The organism is Arenimonas sp. (assembly GCF_035721105.1).
Lineage (GTDB): Bacteria > Pseudomonadota > Gammaproteobacteria > Xanthomonadales > Xanthomonadaceae > Arenimonas.
On sequence record NZ_DASTNG010000073.1, the window covers coordinates 21,323 to 37,074 of the forward strand.

Below are 15,752 nucleotides of genomic sequence, written 5' to 3' on the forward strand. Positions count from 1 at the left end.
CCCTTGCCAGGGCCGCGGCAATCTTCTACAACTGTAGTACGACACCTGTAGAAGCAACCCGGATGACCGACCAGACCCCCGAGGGCGACGACATCGCCCTGAGCGACCTGCAGCTGGACGTGATGCGCGTGCTCTGGCGCGGCGAGGCCAGCGTGGCCGACGTGGCCGCCGCCCTGGCCGCCGAGCGCGGGCTGGCCCACACCACGGTCGCCACCGTGCTGACCCGCCTGGGGAAGCGCGGTGCCGTGGCCCACCGCCGGGAGGGCCGCCAGCTGCTTTACCGCGCGCTGGTCAGTGAGCCCCAGGTGCGCCGAACGATGGTCGGCGACCTGATCCAGAGCCTGTTCCAGGGCGATCCCAGGGCCCTGTTGGCGCATCTGGTGAGCGAGCGCGAAGTGGCGCCGGGCGACCTGGCCAAGGTCGAGGCGCTGCTGGCCCGCGACAGCGACAAGAAGGGGCCCCGCCGATGAGCGTGATCGATGCCCTGGTGTCCTTCCAGCTGACCCTGCTCCTGCATGCGACGGTGCTGCTGTCGCTGGTGTGGGGGCTCGAGCGCAGCGGTGCGCTGCGGCATCCCGGCTGGGCCGAGCTGGCCTGGCGTGCGGCGCTGTTCGGCGCGCTGCTGTCCGCGACCTTGTCGGTGCTGGGGCCGGCGCTCGATCGCGCCGCCGGGACGACGGGGCCGCGCGCAGCCACGGCCGCGCCGCCACCGGCCGAAGACGCCGGGCGCGGCGCGCCCTCGACGGCCGCCGTCGTCCAGGCGCCGGTGCCTGGCGAGGCGGGCCTGCCGCGGGCCACGCGACGCGCTGCCGCCGCAAGACCGGACGCTCCCGCGACCACCGCGTCCACGACCCATTCGACCACGGTCAGTTCAAGCACGACCTTCGCCGCCGAGGCGCCGGACGGACTGGCGCTGCCGCTGGCGGCGGTGCTGGTCCTGCTGCTGCCCTGGGCGCTGGGCCTGGCCGTGGCCGGCGTTCGCCTCGGCGCCCAGTGGCGCCACCTGCGCCGCTGGTCGCGGGCCCTCGCGGCCACGCCGACCCAGCCCGCCGCGCCGGTGCTCGAACAGGCCGCCAGCGTCGCCCGTGAACTCGCGCTGCCGCGCCCGCCGACCCTGCACGCGCTGGCCGGCCTGGGCAGCCCGATGCTGCTCCCGGGGGGCCGGCTGCTGCTGCCCGACTGGGTCGAGGGCCTGGGCCGTCCGCAGCAGCGCGCGCTGCTGGCCCACGAATTCACCCACCTCCAGCGCCACGATCCGGCCTGGCGGCTGGCGCAACGACTCGCGCTGGTCCCCCTGTTCGTCCACCCCTTGGCCTGGCTGGCGCTGCGCCGGCTGGAAGCCCTGGCCGAAGACGCCTGCGACGCCCGCGCCGCCGAGCTCTGCGGCAGCGGCCGGCCGCTCGCCGAATGCCTGGCCACCTGCCTGACCCACGCCGGCCGCCGCGCCGGCCATTCCCCGCTCGCGGTAGCCATGGCCGACGACAGTGGCCAGGTGGTGCGCCGTGTCCAGAACCTGCTCGAGGAAGCCCCCATGACCCGCCCCATCCCCACCGCCCTGCGTCGCACCGTCCTGGTCGCCGCCCTCGCCGCCGCCGTCGCCCTGCCGGGACTGGCGGTCACCAGCATCGGCAACGACGCCTTCGCCGGCAGCCTGTTCAGCTGGGGCGAAGGCACCGCCCATACCCAGTCCAACAACCGCGACACCTACCAGTACCGCAACTCCGCCACCGGCGAGCGCATCAAGCTGACGATCAAGGGGGGTGTGACGTTCAACGCCGGCGAAAGCGACATCCTCGCCATGGACCCGGACGCCGAGTTCAAGCTCGACGACACGCGCAGCGGCACGCAGCGGAAGCTCGAAGTCAGCCTGGTCGACGGCCAGCTGGTGCGCGACTACCGCGTCGACGGCGACACCCAGCCCTTCGATGCCGTCGCCCGTGCCTGGCTGGCCGAGCGCCTGCCCTACCTGATGCGCGAGACCGGCATGCAGGCCGAGGCCCGCGGCAAGCGGATCCTGGCTGCGGGCGGCCCGACGGCGCTGCTGGCCGAGATCGACCTGATCCGCGGCGACTACGCGCGCCGACGCTACCTGGAGGTGCTGTTCGGCAACGCAACGCTGGACGACACGCAGATGGGCCGCGCGCTCGACCTCGCCCGCGGCCTCGACTCCGACTACGAGCTGCGCCAGGCCCTCTCGGCCGGCCTGGCCAGCCAGGCCCTGTCGCCGGCGCGCCAGGTCCAGCTGCTGGCGCTGGCGGGCGACATCGGCTCCGACTACGAGCAGGCGCAGCTGTTGGCCGAACTCGCCGAGCGCCAGGCGATCACGGGTCCGGTGCTGCCGGCCTGGCGCCAGGTGCTGGACGACATCGGCAGTGACTACGAACAGCGACGCGTCCTGGAGGCCTTGCTCGCCACGGGCGAGCCCGACGCCGCGCGCCTGGCGCTGGACGGTGCCCGCACCATCAGCAGCGACTACGAGGCGCGCCAGGTGCTGTTGGGCGCCGTGGCGCAGGCGCGGAAGGATGCCGGGATCCGCGCGGCCTGGTTCGACGTGCTGGCGGGCATCGGCTCGGACTACGAGCAGCGCCAGGCCCTGGAGGCGCTGGTGACCGCCGGCCCGGTGGACGCGCCCCTGGCCGAGGCCGTGCTGGCTTCGCTCGACCACGTCGGCTCGGGCTACGAAACCTCGGTCGCCCTGCGCCTGCTGGCGGCGCACATGCCCAACGACCCGGCCCTGATCGAGCGCTATCGCACCGTGGCGCGCGGCCTTGCCGACCACGAGCGCGGCCAGGCCGAAAAAGCCCTCGACCGCTTCGCCAGCCGCTAAAGAAAAACGGTACCGAGAAAAACGGTACCGGGTTCATTTTCATTCCCGCTGAGACACTGTCTCAACGGAAATGAAAATGAACCCGGTACCGCTTGTTGCGGTACCGCTTCTTGCCGTGTCGCCGGGCGCCGCTTACGCGGCGCGCCAGCTCGCGAGCAGCTCGGCCTCGCGGGCCTTGGCCTTGGCGAAGTGCGCTTCCTTGACGTGGCCGAAGCCGCGGATGTGCTCGGGCACCGAGGCGATCTGGGTGGCCAGGTCGACGTTGCCGGCCTCGAGCTTGCCCAGCAGCTCCTCCACCGTCTTCGCATAGTCGGTGATCAGCTGGCGCTCCATGCGGCGCTCCTCGGTCTTGCCGAACAGGTCGAAGGCACCGCCGCGCAGGAACTTCAGCTTCCTGATCAGTTTGAACGCCGTGAAAATCCACGGCCCGAACTCCTGCTTCACCAGGTGGCCGTCGGCATCGCGCTTGGAGAACATCGGCGGCGCCAGGTTGAAGTGCAGCTTGTAGTCGCCGTCGAACTGCGCGGCGATGCGCTTCTGGAAATCACCGGTGGTGTACAGGCGCGCCACCTCGTACTCGTCCTTGTAGGCCATGAGCTTGAAGTAGTAGCGGGCCACCGCCGCGGTCAGCGCGGTCGAGCCGTCGGCCTTGCGGGCCTCGGCCTGGCGGACCTTGTCGACCAGGGCGACGTAGCGGCCGGCGTAGGCCTTGTCCTGGTAGTCGGTGAGGAACTTCACGCGGCGCTCGATCAGCTCGTCCAGCGACTGGCTGATGGCCTCGTCGTCCAGCGAGTCCGCCATCGCGCTGGCCTCGGCCGGCGCTTCCACCAGGCCCGCGGCTTCCAGCACCGCCTGCGGATCCACCGCCGACAGGCGGCCCCAGGCGAAGGCCGTCTTGTTCATCTCGACCGCCGCGCCGTTGAGCTCGACCGCGCGCTCGATGGCCTCGAGGCTGATCGGCACCAGGCCGCGCTGCCAGGCCACGCCCAGCATGAACAGGTTGGTGGCGATGGCGTCGCCCATCAGCGCCGTGGCGATCTCGGTGGCGGCGACCTGCAGCGGCTCGCGGCCGCCCAGCGCGGTGCGGATGGCGTCGACGATGCCGGCGGCCGGGAACTGCATGTCCGGCTGGCGGGTGAACGGGCCCGGCATCGCCTGGTAGTCGTTGATCACGACTTCGGTGCGGTCGGCGCGGATCTTCGACAGCGCCCAGTAGTCGTTGACGACGACCATGTCGCAGCCCAGCACCAGGTCGGCTTCGCCGGCGGCGATGCGCACGGCGTGGATGTCGGCCGGGGTGCGCGCAATGCGCACGTGGGTGGTCACGGCGCCGCCCTTCTGGGCCAGGCCGGTCTGGTCGAGCACCGAGGCGCCCTTGTTCTCCAGGTGCGCGGCCATGCCCAGCAGCGCGCCGATGGTCACTACGCCGGTGCCGCCGACGCCGGTGATCAGGATGTTCCAGGGCTGTTCCAGGTCGCCGCGGACCACGGGCGCCGGCAGGTTCGCCAGCAGTTCCTTGTTGCCGCTGCCCTTGCGCTTGCGCAGCCCGCCGCCCTTGACGGTGACGAAGCTCGGGCAGAAGCCCTTCACGCAGCTGAAGTCCTTGTTGCAGTTGCTCTGGTCGATCTCGCGCTTGCGGCCGTACTCGGTTTCCTTGGGCAGCACCGACACGCAGTTCGACTTCACGCCGCAGTCGCCGCAGCCTTCGCAGACCAGCGAGTTGATGGCGATGCGCTTGGCCGGGTCGACCATCTTGCCGCGCTTGCGGCGACGGCGCTTCTCGGCCGCGCAGGTCTGGTCGAAGATCAGCACGGTGGTGCCGGGCACCTCGCGCAGGCGCTTCTGCTGGGCGTCGAGCTCGGCGCGGTCGTAGAACTCCACGCCCGACGGGAACAGCGAACGGTCCGACCACTTCTCGATGTCGTCGCTCAGCACGACGATGGTCTTGACGCCCTCGCTGCGCACCTGGTGCGCGATGTCGGGCACGGTCAGCGTGCCGTCCACCGGCTGGCCGCCGGTCATCGCCACCGCGTCGTTGTAGAGGATCTTGTAGGTGATGTTCACCTTGGCCGCGATCGACTGGCGGATCGCCAGCGAGCCGGAGTGGAAGTAGGTGCCGTCGCCGAGGTTCTGGAAGACGTGCTTTTCATCGGTGAACGGCGCCTGGCCGGACCAGGTGACGCCTTCGCCACCCATGTGGGTGAAGGTGTCGGTCTTCCGGTCCATCCACGTGACCATGTAGTGGCAGCCGATGCCGCCGAGCGCGCGCGATCCTTCCGGCACCACGGTGGACGAGTTGTGCGGGCAGCCCGAGCAGTAGTGCGGCACGCGCGGGAAGTTGGCGCGCGGCGCGGCCAGCTCCTTCTCCTTGGCGCTGATCCACTGCAGGCGGCTGTCCATCTGCTCGCTGCGGAAGAAGCGCTGCACGCGGCCGGCGATCACGCGGGCGATGCGCGCCGGGGTCAGCTCGTTGGTGCTGGGCAGCACCCAGTTCTCGAGCTCGTCGTACTTGCCGACGATCGAAGGACGGTGCTCCCAGTTGTACATGTACTCCTTCATCTGCCGCTCGACGAAGCTGCGCTTCTCCTCGACGACGATGATGTCCTCCAGCCCGCGCGCGAACTCGCGGATGCCCAGCGGCTCCAGCGGCCAGGTCATGCCGACCTTGTAGACGCGGATGCCGATGTCCTCGGCCACCTTGCGGTCGATGCCCAGGTATTCCAGCGCCTGCAGTACGTCCAGGTAGCTCTTGCCGGTGGTGACGATGCCCAGGCGCGCCTTGGGCGAATCCACCACGACCTTGTCGATGTGGTTGGCGCGCGCGAAGGCTTGCGCGGCCTTCACCGCGTACTGGTGCAGGCGCATTTCCTGGTCCAGCGGCGGGTCCGGCCAGCGGATGTTGAGGCCGCCCGGCGGCAGTTCGAAGTCGCCCGGCAGGATGATGTCGAGCTGGTGCGGGTTCACGTTCACCGAGGCCGACGACTCCACCGTCTCGGCGATCGTCTTGAAGCCGATCCAGCGGCCCGTGTAGCGGCTCATGGCCCAGCCCAGCAGGCCCATGTCCAGGATGTCCTGCACGCCGGCCGGGTTGAGCACCGGCATCATCGCGCTCTCGAACTCGCCCTCGGAGCCGTGCGGCAGCGTCGACGAGCGGCAGGCATGGTCGTCGGCGGCCAGCGCCAGCACGCCGCCCAGCTTCGAGGTGCCGGCGGCGTTGCCGTGCTTGAACACGTCGCCGCAGCGGTCCACGCCCGGGCCCTTGCCGTACCACATCGAGAACACGCCGTCGTACTTCGCGCCCTGGAACAGGTTGGTCTGCTGCGAGCCCCAGACCATGGTCGCGCCCAGGTCCTCGTTCAGGCCCGGGGTGAACTCGATGCCCGACGACTTCAGGTGCTTGCGCGCCTTCCACAGCTCCAGGTCGAAGCCACCCAGCGGCGAGCCGCGGTAGCCCGAGATGAAGCCGGCGGTGTTGATGCCGGCGGCGCGGTCGCGCATCTGCTGCATCAGCGGCAGGCGCACCAGCGCCTGCACGCCGGAGAGGTAGATCCGGCCCTCTTCACGCGTGTATTTGTGCTCGAGCGTGTACTCGCGGTCGAGCGGACGTTCGGTCGGAAGGGTGGGGACGGACATGGGCGGTTTCCGGGGCTGGAGCAAAGACTCGGAATTATAGCAGCGGGGCGTCTTTGCGCCGTGTAGCGATGGATCCTGCCCCCGGTACTCCGGGGTCCGGCGATCCGGATGGGGCCAAGGGCGCCCGCGCCAGTCGCGGTGCGTGAAGGCCTTCCGGCGGGCGGGGCGTGGCGGGGCCTGGGTGACAGGTGGGGCCCCAAAGCCCGCCGGGACGCCGATTGCCGCAACGGCCGCGGGATCCGGACCGCCGCCCGCGCGTCACCGGGCACGACGAGGTGCGGGCGCCATCGCAGCAATGCCAGTGACTTTGTCGAGGCAAGTACGGCCTGGCGACAACTCGTAGCCCTTGGCTTACGCCCCGCCGGGTGTCCTGATGATGCTGCCCTGTCGGTTAGTCGGCGTGAGCAATCCGCGCGCACGAATCCATCCGGTCACCGGCTTCTCGCCCGGTTCGTGCGACATGACCGGCTACGATGTCGATTGCGGTAGTAAAGACGGGCGGTGGAATTTCGACGACCACGACAACCCGTCCAGCTACCTTCCCCGTCGCGTCGTCGGCCAGGCCTTTCGGGTCACCCCCCGGCGCCCGGGTACCCACCGATCTCGTCGCCGAACCCTGCCCATGAAGGAGTCCACGATGTCCATCTTCCGCAACTCTCCCGTCCTGCTTGGGTTGATGGCGTTGCTGGCCATCGCACCGGCCACGGCCGGGGAGCTCGGCGCCATCACGCTGGCCAACTTCCTGCCGGCCAGCGCGCAGACCCAGTCGCAGTTCAGCTGCGTGGGCTCGACCGCCAGTGAACCCGATGTCAGCATCGCCTTCGAGACGATTTCGTCCGGGCCCGGCAAGCGTTCGTCGCGGGTGAAGTCCCTGACCGTGCGTGGCCAGGCGCTGGGGACCGGGCTGCTCGACGAGCTCAACGGCATCGTCGGCAAGGACTCGGTGACGATGGCCACCGCCGGCTGTGCCGACAAGGACGTCCGGGTCGTGGTCGGCGTGTACCGGCCGGGCAACGTGGCGGAGGGCGAGAGCTTCGACGCCGGCAACGACTACATCTACATCTATCTGGACGGCGCGACCGGCAAGCTCCGGGTCGAATAAGCTCAGGCCAACCCCAGGTCGGCGAGGATGCGGGGAATCTGCTGCCTGACCTTGAAGAACCCGGCCGTGGCCAGGGGCCAGACTTCGGCATCCCAGTCGCGCCGCCACTCGGCCAGCGTGATGCCGTGTTCGGCCAGGGAAGGCGCCGCCTCGCGAAGCCAGTCGTAAACCGGCCCGCGGGTGATGTAAGGCGTGACGATCTGGACGGCGCCCGCTGCCGCGGCCCAGCGCGCCAGCGCGCCGGGAGGGCCGGCCCGCAGGGCAGTGGCGGTCGCGCCGGCCCGCGCCGCGGCATCGACCAGTGCGCCGGCTTCGAAGCGGACCACGGCCTCCGCCACCGGCAGCGGCGAACGCAGATGGCTCGTGGCGAGCGTGGCCACGGCGCGGATATCGAGACCCGACCACGGGAAGTCCTCCAGCCGGCAGTCCTCATCGGTGATGAGCAGCACGGTGGGGACGCCGGGCTTCGGGGCGACGATGTCACGCAGCGCCAGGACGGGCGGCAGCCCCTCGGGCTCGGTCGCCTCCAGGCCCTGGGTGACCTCCGCCAGCTCGCCGGCCCGCGGCGCGAAACGGCCGAGCGTGCAGGTCTTGATGTTGTCGGCGCGCGCCGGATACGGCTTGCCGCGGGTATGGAGCCCGGCCACCCAGCGCCAGCCCAGCGTGTTCGATGCGGCGTCGCCATCGAGCAGGTGCCGATGGAAGAAGTCGGCCCCCAGGCGCCAGGGCAGGCCAAGCGTGAAAATCCAGATCGAGGCGAACCACATCCGCGCATGGTTGTGCAGATACCCGGTCTCGACCAGTTCGCTGGCCCAGGCGTCGAAATACGCCAGTCCGGTCTGCCCGGCCATCGCCTGCTCCACGCGACGGCGCAGCCTGCGGTCGCCCTCCATCGCGGAAAGATCCTCCGCGAGGCCCCGGGTGTAGCTCGCCCAAACCTGCGGACGCCGCTCCAGCCAGCCCTTGAAGTAGCTGCGCCAGAACACCTCCTCGACGAACTTCTCCGCCATCTCCAGGCCATGCGCCGAAAGGGCGGCCGCCACCACCTCCTGCTCGGTCACCAGGCGGCGACGGAGGTAGGGCGAGAGCCGCGACACCGCCTTGTGGGCACCGGGGCCATGGTCGATGTTGCGGCCATTGGCGTAACGCCTGCCCATGGCGGGCACGAAGCCAGCCATCGCTTCGAGGCCGGCGGCGCGGCTGGCGGGAAAGTCGGTCATGGGTCCGGGGCCTGGGGTCGAGCCAAAAGTATGGCGAGTGGCTCGCATGGCGCCGTGAATCCCAGGGACCCGCCTGCACCGGCGCGTGCCGGGCTACCATCCCCGCCCATGACCGACCTGGCCACCCTGCTGCGCGCCCGCCTCGGCCTGGCCGAGCCCGTCCCGATGCCCTTCGAGCGTGGCGAGGTGGTGGCGGAAGACGGCTACACCCGCGAGCGCATTGCTTACCGCGGCCTGGAGGGCGACGTGATCCCGGCCTTCCTGTTCACGCCTGCGGATCGCCAACCGGCGGGAGGCGTCGCGGTCTTCCACCAGCACAACGGCGAGTTCCACTTCGGCAAAAGCGAAGTCGCCGGCCTGGTCGGCAGCCCCTTCCAGGCCTTCGGCCCGGCGCTGGCCCGCAAGGGCCTGGTGGTGCTGGCCCCGGATGCCGTCTCCTTCGAAGACCGCCGCGCCGGCGTGACCGGCGTCGAGCCCGACACCTACGACTGGCTGCAGCACTACAACGCCCTGAACTACCGCCTGATCGACGGCGACACCCTGATGCGCAAGACCCTGGACGACGCGCAGCGCGCGGTAAGCGTGCTGCGCCAGCTGCCCGGCATGGACCCGCGGCGCGTGGGCGTGGCGGGGCATTCGTATGGCGGCTACACGGTGCTCTACCACGCGGCGCTGGACCAACGCTGCCGGTTTGCCTGCATCAGCGGCGCGGTCTGCAGCATCGGGACGCGCCGACGCGCAGGCACCGGGTTCACGCTGTTCGAGGCGGTGCCGGGGCTGGCGAAGATCCTCGACACCCACGACGTCCTCGCCGCCATCGGGCCGCGGCCGACGATGGTCGTGTCCGGCACCGAGGACAAGTACTCGCGGGACGCCGACCAGGTCGTGGCGAAGGTGGCGGGCGACTTCATCACCGCGCTGCGGCTGGACCGAGGGCATGCGCTGGAGCAGGAAAGATTCGACGCGATGGTCGACTGGATCGCCGGTCGCGCGTTCGAACCGCCGCCGCGTTGAGACTGCGTTCGGCCAGAAGCGGACATTCGTGTCAGGCAGAAACGCCTTGAGTTAAGCCGCGTCGAAGGCGTCGGCTTGAATGATTAGTCAGGCCCCGACCGGCGCCCTTGGCCGAGAATATACCGCGCTCCCATCGCGACTGCCGCGAGGGCCGAAGCATAGAAGTGAGGCGCGCGGGCGCCTGGAACAAGAGCTGATACCAAGCCAGAGGTCCCCACAACCGTCATTGTGTATGCGGCAACAATGAGAGTTTTGCGACTCGGCCTGATGACCGGTGCCTTCAAGGTCATATAAAGGCTTCGAAAGAGCAAGCAGCAGGCAACGGCCGAAAGAGCAGATAGCGATAGAAGAATCGGGTCTGCCGGCACGGACCTAAGCGCGGCGATCCAAATGTAGTAGGACGCGACTCCGAGGGAGAGCGCGAAGGCGGAAACCAGCACCGCACCCAGAGCTCGCTCCCCGAGCGTTGCGTCTCTATCAAGCTGGTATCGATCCATGTGGCCTAACACCCGAGTTAAGCCGCGTCGCGGAGCGGCGTCGACTTGAATTAATGGTTAGGGCTCAGCGCGGCGCGCCTTGCGCCACTTTAGGACCGCCAAGCGAACATCCTCGCGCAATGAAAAGTCCGAGATATGTCTCTCCCGGTAAACAGACTCACTGTGCCGAGCCTTGTCTGCCAGTCCATCAGCAGCGCGTGGCATGCCTGCGGCCAATGTCGCGGCCTCTTCGGACGTCAGCTCAAAATCCATGCCGTACATCGCCACTCCACCGCAAAGAACGCTGAAGTACTTCCTGCCGTCAGCTGCGAGGAGCGTCCAGTTGTGATCGGCTTGCGCGACGATTTCCATCTGAGGCCGAACACCTGGGTTAAGCCGCGCCGAAGGCGTCGGCTTGAATGATTGCCTGGGCCTACGGTATCAGACCGAAAGTGCGGTTGCGAAGAACCCGATGCCCAGCCAAACGACCAGTCCGAAGAACCCAGCAACTACTTTCGCCTCAGGCGCTCGGCTGAGCAGTACAGCGCCAGCAAGTGCCGATACAACAAGAGTAGCGACTGAGTAGACAACCCAGGTGGATGTTCCCCAGACCAGCAGCAGCGGGGGACCGACAAGCGCAGACGCCACGATGGAATCGCCGGGGAGCAGCGATGGCTCGAGCGCACACACGAGAGAGAGAGCCGCATAGATTGCTGTGAGGAGCAGGGCTAATGACGCGCGTGCTTTCATGCGGGCCTAACTACCGTATATGCGGACGCCAGGGTCCGGTTATACATCCGATCGGGCTGTCGGGAGGCAACCCGCAACGCGATGACTATTGAGAATTTTAGGCTGCCCTTGTCTGGTGAACAATGCGACGAGAACCCGACCACCAGCCTTCTCGCCCATGCGCCCTTGGATCTCTCCCTCTGGAGTCGAGACAAGTGTTCCTGGAAAATTCCGATGTCCGCTTCGGGTCGAAGGCAGACATCACTCCCACGGTTACCCGATGGCTAACCGCTATGCCGCCAACAACCGAACCGCCAACCAGGCCGGTACGCCGATGAAATAGATCGCGCGCGCCAGCCACGCCAGCAGCAGGCGCACCGCCTGCGCACGGGCCGGCACCATCAGCAGCGACGGCAGCGAGGCCAGTTCGACCAGGATCCGGAGCGCCGCCGCCAACAGCATCAGCCCCAGCGCCCACGACGCCCACCACGCCGCCAGGCCGGCGAGCCAGGCGCCCCAGCCGTAGGTGTAGGCCTCGCCGAAGGGGCCGCCGAAGGCGATGACCTGGTGCAGGCGGAACGCCACCGCGGCCGGCAGCAGCGGGAACAACCCGAACTTGACCCAGGCCTGTTCGAGCGCGGGGCGGCCATCGACCGCGCGCAGGCTGGCCAGCCGCGCCGCGAAGCCCGGCGGGGGCGACACCGCGGCACCGGCCGTCGCCAGCGCCCGCGCCAGTGCCGAGGGATCGGCGATGGCCAGGCCGCGATCCCAGCGTCGCCCCGAGGCCAGCACCAGGTCGGTGCCGCTGCCGGGCCAGGGCAGGCGCCAGGGCGCCAGCGAGGTGATCGATGCCAGCGGTACTTCGATCCGCTGGCGGTGCTGGTCGATCACCAGCATCGCGCCCTCGATGCGGAGCCTGGCCGAGAACATCCGCAGGATCGCCAGCGACGCGACCAGCGGCAGCACCACGACGGCGCCGAACAGCCCGAGCTGCTTGAGCGACTGCACCTGCAGCCCGGTACGCAGCACCATGTCCGCCGCCAGCCAGGCCAGGCCCAGGGCGGCGATCAGCCGCAGCGCCGCGACCAGCGCACGCCAGCGCGACGAAAGCAGCACCGCGTCCGCGGCCAACGGGCCTAGGTCGGCGGCCGCGCGCCGCGCCGTCAGCGCCGACATCGCGGCCTGGAAGGCCAGCACGCCCAGGAAGACGAGCGCGGCGCGGCCCACCCAATCGCCCCAGCGGACCATCAGCGTCGGCGCCGGATCCTGCGCGGCCAGCTCGGCCGTCAGCACCGCCTGGTCGCCCATCGCGGTGTTCACCAGCACCTGGCCGGTGTCGTCGATGACGGCGCTCAGGCCGTTGGTGGTCACGCGCACCTGCGGCAGCCGGGTCTCGATGCTGCGGAACGCGGCCACCGACAGATGCAGGCGCGCGCCGGCCGGATAGTCGGTGAACCACGCGTCGTTCGACATCCCCACGATCGCCTGCGCGCCCAGGCGCGCGCCGTCCAGCGACAGCTGGCTGCGCACGTCGTCCAGGCAGATCAGCGGCAGCACGTTCACTTCGCGGCCGTCGGCGGTGCGCAGGGGCAGCACGCGGGCGCCGTCGCCGGGTTGCCAGCTGCCGGTCCACGGCAGCGCGCGCCGCAGCCAGGCGTGGTCGAGCCAGCCCGGCACGTGTTCGGTCAGCGGGAACGGATGGGTCTTGCGATAGAAGCCCAGCAAGCCGCGGCCCGGCTCGAGGAAGGCGGCGGCGTTGTACTCGCCGGCGGCGTCGAGGTCGTAGGTGCCGAACACCAGCGGCACGCCGGCGGCGTCCACGAAGCCCTGGATCTCGCGGTCGAGCGCCGCGCCGTCCTCGCTGCGCGGACTGGCGAAGGTGGTCGGGTACACCGTCTCCGACCACAGCAGCACGTCGGCACCGTGGTCGCGCAGGGCCGACCACGACAGTTCGTAGTGGGTGTCGAGCACCTTTCGGACCACGCCGTAGGCGCCGATCTCCTGGCGCAGCTGTTCGTAGTTGGTGATGCTGGCCTGGACCATCGCCACCTTGATCCGCGGCACATCGGCCGGCGCCGGCGCCAGCGTGGCCAGGCGCAGCTGGCCGTAGGCCATCATCGCGACCAGCACCGCGGCCGCGGCGGCAAGCGGCGCGCCGCGCGCGCGCCAGGCCTCGCGGCGGCGATGGATCGCCAGCGCCACCGCCTCGTTCACGAGTACCAGCAGCACGGTCAACAGCGCCGCGCCGCCCAGGTCCGCGGCCTGGCGCAGCGTGGCCGAGGGGAACAGGCCATGGCCCAGCGTGTCGCCCAGCAGCTTGGGCAGCGCCCATTCCACGCCGACCCAGGCGGCGGCGCCGGCGAGGGCGCGCAGCACCGGGCCGTGGTGCGTTCCGACCCAATGCCGCACCAGCGCGAAGGCCAGCAGCTGCGGCTGCATCAGCGGCGCCAGCACCAGCAGCACCGCCATGCCGGTGCCGGCGCCCGCGCCGGTGTAGCTGCCGATGGCGGCGCCGAACCACAGGAACACCGCGGCCACGAACGCCACCGACATCAGCCAGCCGCTGGCCAGCGCGCCACGCAGGCGGCCCACGCCGTCGAGTACCCGCAGCCACGGCACCAGCGCCACGAAGCCCAGGCCCCAGAACAGGCCGCCGCGGGCGTACAGCCCCAACAGCAGCGCACTGGCGAGGAGGCCGGCGACGGCGCGCCAGCGTGGGGACGACAACACATCCAGCTTCAAATCAGGGCACTCCCACGTCGGTCTCAGCCGGCCGGCGGAATGCGGACCCGCCGCACGGGCAGGTCGGGCGGCGCCAGCTCCGGCGGCACCACCCGGTTCTCGGGCAGGGGGATCGGCCGGCCTTCGGCGTCATGAAGCACGAAGTCGGGCGCGAACATCAGGATCGGTTCGATCGCAACGCCTTCGTCGGTGTACTGGTGGTGCCGCACGTAGCCTTCCGGCAGCGGGTAGTCCTCGGGCACGGCCAGGCCTTCCAGCGGCGGGCTGGTGCCCGGCGGATTGAAGGCGCCGAGGCCGGTGCGGATACCGACGTCATGCAGGGCGCCGATCACTTCGGCGCCGGTGGGTTCGGGGTCGCCGGGGCGGAAGTAGCTGGCGAGGTCATTCGGGTCCTGGCTCGGCAGTTCGTCGACCCCGGGCTCGGCGATCGGTGCCGCCGCGGGCGGACCGCCCGCGGGGGCGGACGCTTCGGCGGGTTCGGCGACCGTTACCGTCCGGAGCGATGCCGCCGGCCCCGGGGCCGGCGTCAGCCACAGCCGCCAGCCCATGAAGCCCGCGAACGCCAGCACCGCCACGGCGGCCGCGGGCAGCGCCCAGCGACGCGCGGCGCGCGGCTTCCGGACCACGCGCACCCCGTCGCCGTCCGGATCGGACGGCGGGAGGCCCGGGCGGTCGGAAGGACCCATCGCGACGCGCGCCGGCCGGCGCCCTTAAGGCGACGCCGGGTTGTAGACCGAGATGGCCCAGCCCATGCGCTCGTGGCCGAGCTGGTTCCAGATCGGGCTGCGGCCGTTGGTGAAGCTGGTGTAGCGCGCCGACCCGGTGCCGGTGGTGCCGCCCCAGAGGCCGGCGCGGACGGTGCCGCCGGTGTAGGTCGGGTGGGTGTCGTCGGACTGGATGTAGTCAAAGCTGCTCGAGGACGACACGAAGTGCGTGTTGGCGTCGCGCAGGGTCGAGCGCAGCGTCACCGTGATGCGGTTGACGTAGCTGGCCTCGGACTCGCCGGCCACGTAGCGCAGCGCGTCGGAGTCGATCTGGCCGTCGCCATTGCTGTCGTAGTCCGCGCCCATGTACTGGGCGAAGCTGTCGGCGCACTGGAAGCCCTTCTGGCGGGCCGAGTCGCACATCGACCAGTTCATCCGGGCGATCGCCGGCAGGAACCGGTCGCGCAGGTTCACGGTCTGGCCGGTGCTGGCGTCGCGGCAGCTGCTCTGCACGTTGTCGGCGTTGTAGCCGGGGTAGTACAGGTTGGCGATCACCTTGAGCCGGGTGTTGGGATGCGCGTTGGCGTTGATGAAGTCCATGCCGCGCGCCACGTAGGTGCGGCAGTTGGCCACCGCGGTGTCGAGCACGGCGAAGTTGCAGGTGCCGGACTGGCCCTTGAAGCTGGTGCGCGCCTGCAGGCCGTCGTTGCCGCACATCTCGAAGGTCACCACGCGGGTATTGGACGCCTGCATGTAGGAGCGCTCGGCGACGATCTTGTTGTTGTAGACGTCGCTGGCGACGGCGCCGGACTTGGTGCGGCGCACGCTTTCGATGTCGGCGTTCCAGCGGGCGGCCAGGTACTCGGCGTCGACGGTCGGCGCCGCGTACTTGGCGGCATTGCTGATCGAGCCGTTGTAGCCGGCGTAGATCGAGTCGCCGTAGGCGACGATGCGGTACTTGGCGGTGGTGCCGGCGCGGTCGATGGTCCAGGACACGTTCTGGTTGAGCGTGTTGGCCAGTGCCGGTGCGCCGAGCGCGAGCAGGAGTGCGGCCGACAGGCCGCGCACCGCGGTGGCGCGGGTGTTGATGTTCATGGATGTCTCCCCTACGAGTGGTGTACGCCACGGCCGCCGGACGGCGACCGACCTGGAGCTGACGAAACCTTCCGCGATGGGGACAGCCACTGGACACGGGCCCGTCCTTCCCCTTTCCACCGCCCGCCGGACGCTAGCGTACGGTTCCGGGGGGCGCAATGTGCGCTGCAGCACGTTTTCACACCCCCCGGGGGGGGGCGGCCGGGGCCG

General features: G+C 70.0%; 10 protein-coding genes. 4 read left to right on the forward strand and 6 right to left on the reverse strand.

Annotated elements, in window-relative coordinates; genetic code table 11:
• The first annotated feature begins 62 nt into the window (after positions 1 to 62).
• Together VFQ84_RS11715 and VFQ84_RS11720 are read left to right on the forward strand one after the other, a co-directional pair.
• Positions 63 to 470 carry a BlaI/MecI/CopY family transcriptional regulator gene (locus VFQ84_RS11715; protein WP_325131814.1) on the forward strand — a complete coding sequence of 136 codons (408 nt, stop codon included), beginning with the start codon at positions 63 to 65 and terminating at the stop codon, positions 468 to 470.
• Positions 467 to 2,827, forward strand: coding sequence for a M56 family metallopeptidase (locus VFQ84_RS11720; protein WP_325131815.1), 2,361 nt, complete (start codon positions 467 to 469; stop codon positions 2,825 to 2,827). Before VFQ84_RS11715 ends, VFQ84_RS11720 begins: the two co-directional genes overlap by 4 nt.
• Positions 2,828 to 2,959: 132 nt before the next feature.
• Here the strand turns inward: VFQ84_RS11720 and VFQ84_RS11725 are convergent, their stop codons facing one another.
• A complete protein-coding gene (locus VFQ84_RS11725; RefSeq protein WP_325131816.1) occupies positions 2,960 to 6,460 on the reverse strand; it encodes an indolepyruvate ferredoxin oxidoreductase family protein in 3,501 nt (1,166 codons plus the stop codon).
• Positions 6,461 to 7,097: 637 nt separating this feature from the next.
• On the opposite strand from VFQ84_RS11725, the gene VFQ84_RS11730 reads away from it, so the two are divergent.
• Complete coding sequence (locus VFQ84_RS11730; protein WP_325131817.1) at positions 7,098 to 7,562, forward strand: hypothetical protein; 465 nt, start codon at positions 7,098 to 7,100, stop codon at positions 7,560 to 7,562.
• A gap of 2 nt (positions 7,563 to 7,564) precedes the next feature.
• On the opposite strand, the gene VFQ84_RS11735 is transcribed toward VFQ84_RS11730, so the two are convergent.
• Positions 7,565 to 8,782, reverse strand: a complete 1,218-nt coding sequence (locus VFQ84_RS11735; RefSeq protein WP_325131818.1) for an FAD-binding domain-containing protein — start codon at positions 8,780 to 8,782, stop codon at positions 7,565 to 7,567.
• A gap of 108 nt (positions 8,783 to 8,890) precedes the next feature.
• Between VFQ84_RS11735 and VFQ84_RS11740 the strand changes: the two genes are divergently transcribed.
• A complete protein-coding gene (locus VFQ84_RS11740) occupies positions 8,891 to 9,796 on the forward strand; it encodes an alpha/beta hydrolase family protein (protein WP_325131819.1) in 906 nt (301 codons plus the stop codon).
• Positions 9,797 to 10,350: 554 nt separating this feature from the next.
• Here the strand turns inward: VFQ84_RS11740 and VFQ84_RS11745 are convergent.
• The 4 genes from VFQ84_RS11745 to VFQ84_RS11760 form a co-directional block, all read right to left on the reverse strand.
• Positions 10,351 to 10,644 carry a hypothetical protein gene (locus VFQ84_RS11745; protein ID WP_325131820.1) on the reverse strand — a complete coding sequence of 98 codons (294 nt, stop codon included), beginning with the start codon at positions 10,642 to 10,644 and terminating at the stop codon, positions 10,351 to 10,353.
• Between the two features lie 648 nt (positions 10,645 to 11,292).
• Complete coding sequence (lnt, locus tag VFQ84_RS11750; RefSeq protein ID WP_325131821.1) at positions 11,293 to 13,731, reverse strand: apolipoprotein N-acyltransferase; 2,439 nt, start codon at positions 13,729 to 13,731, stop codon at positions 11,293 to 11,295.
• Between the two features lie 35 nt (positions 13,732 to 13,766).
• Positions 13,767 to 14,429, reverse strand: coding sequence for a hypothetical protein (locus VFQ84_RS11755; RefSeq protein ID WP_325131822.1), 663 nt, complete (start codon positions 14,427 to 14,429; stop codon positions 13,767 to 13,769).
• 24 nt (positions 14,430 to 14,453) lie between these two features.
• Positions 14,454 to 15,542, reverse strand: coding sequence for a hypothetical protein (locus VFQ84_RS11760; protein ID WP_325131823.1), 1,089 nt, complete (start codon positions 15,540 to 15,542; stop codon positions 14,454 to 14,456).
• Between the last annotated feature and the right edge of the window lie 210 nt (positions 15,543 to 15,752).

Excerpts from the sequence above, each read along its gene's own strand:
- VFQ84_RS11715 (WP_325131814.1), top strand. The coding sequence starts at position 63 with ATGACCGACCAGACCCCCGAGGGCGACGACATCGCCCTGAGCGACCTG.
- VFQ84_RS11720 (WP_325131815.1), top strand. The coding sequence starts at position 467 with ATGAGCGTGATCGATGCCCTGGTGTCCTTCCAGCTGACCCTGCTCCTG.
- VFQ84_RS11725 (WP_325131816.1), bottom strand. The coding sequence starts at position 6,460 with ATGTCCGTCCCCACCCTTCCGACCGAACGTCCGCTCGACCGCGAGTAC.
- VFQ84_RS11730 (WP_325131817.1), top strand. The coding sequence starts at position 7,098 with ATGTCCATCTTCCGCAACTCTCCCGTCCTGCTTGGGTTGATGGCGTTG.
- VFQ84_RS11735 (WP_325131818.1), bottom strand. The coding sequence starts at position 8,782 with ATGACCGACTTTCCCGCCAGCCGCGCCGCCGGCCTCGAAGCGATGGCT.
- VFQ84_RS11740 (WP_325131819.1), top strand. The coding sequence starts at position 8,891 with ATGACCGACCTGGCCACCCTGCTGCGCGCCCGCCTCGGCCTGGCCGAG.
- VFQ84_RS11745 (WP_325131820.1), bottom strand. The coding sequence starts at position 10,644 with ATGGAAATCGTCGCGCAAGCCGATCACAACTGGACGCTCCTCGCAGCT.
- VFQ84_RS11755 (WP_325131822.1), bottom strand. The coding sequence starts at position 14,429 with ATGGGTCCTTCCGACCGCCCGGGCCTCCCGCCGTCCGATCCGGACGGC.
- VFQ84_RS11760 (WP_325131823.1), bottom strand. The coding sequence starts at position 15,542 with ATGAACATCAACACCCGCGCCACCGCGGTGCGCGGCCTGTCGGCCGCA.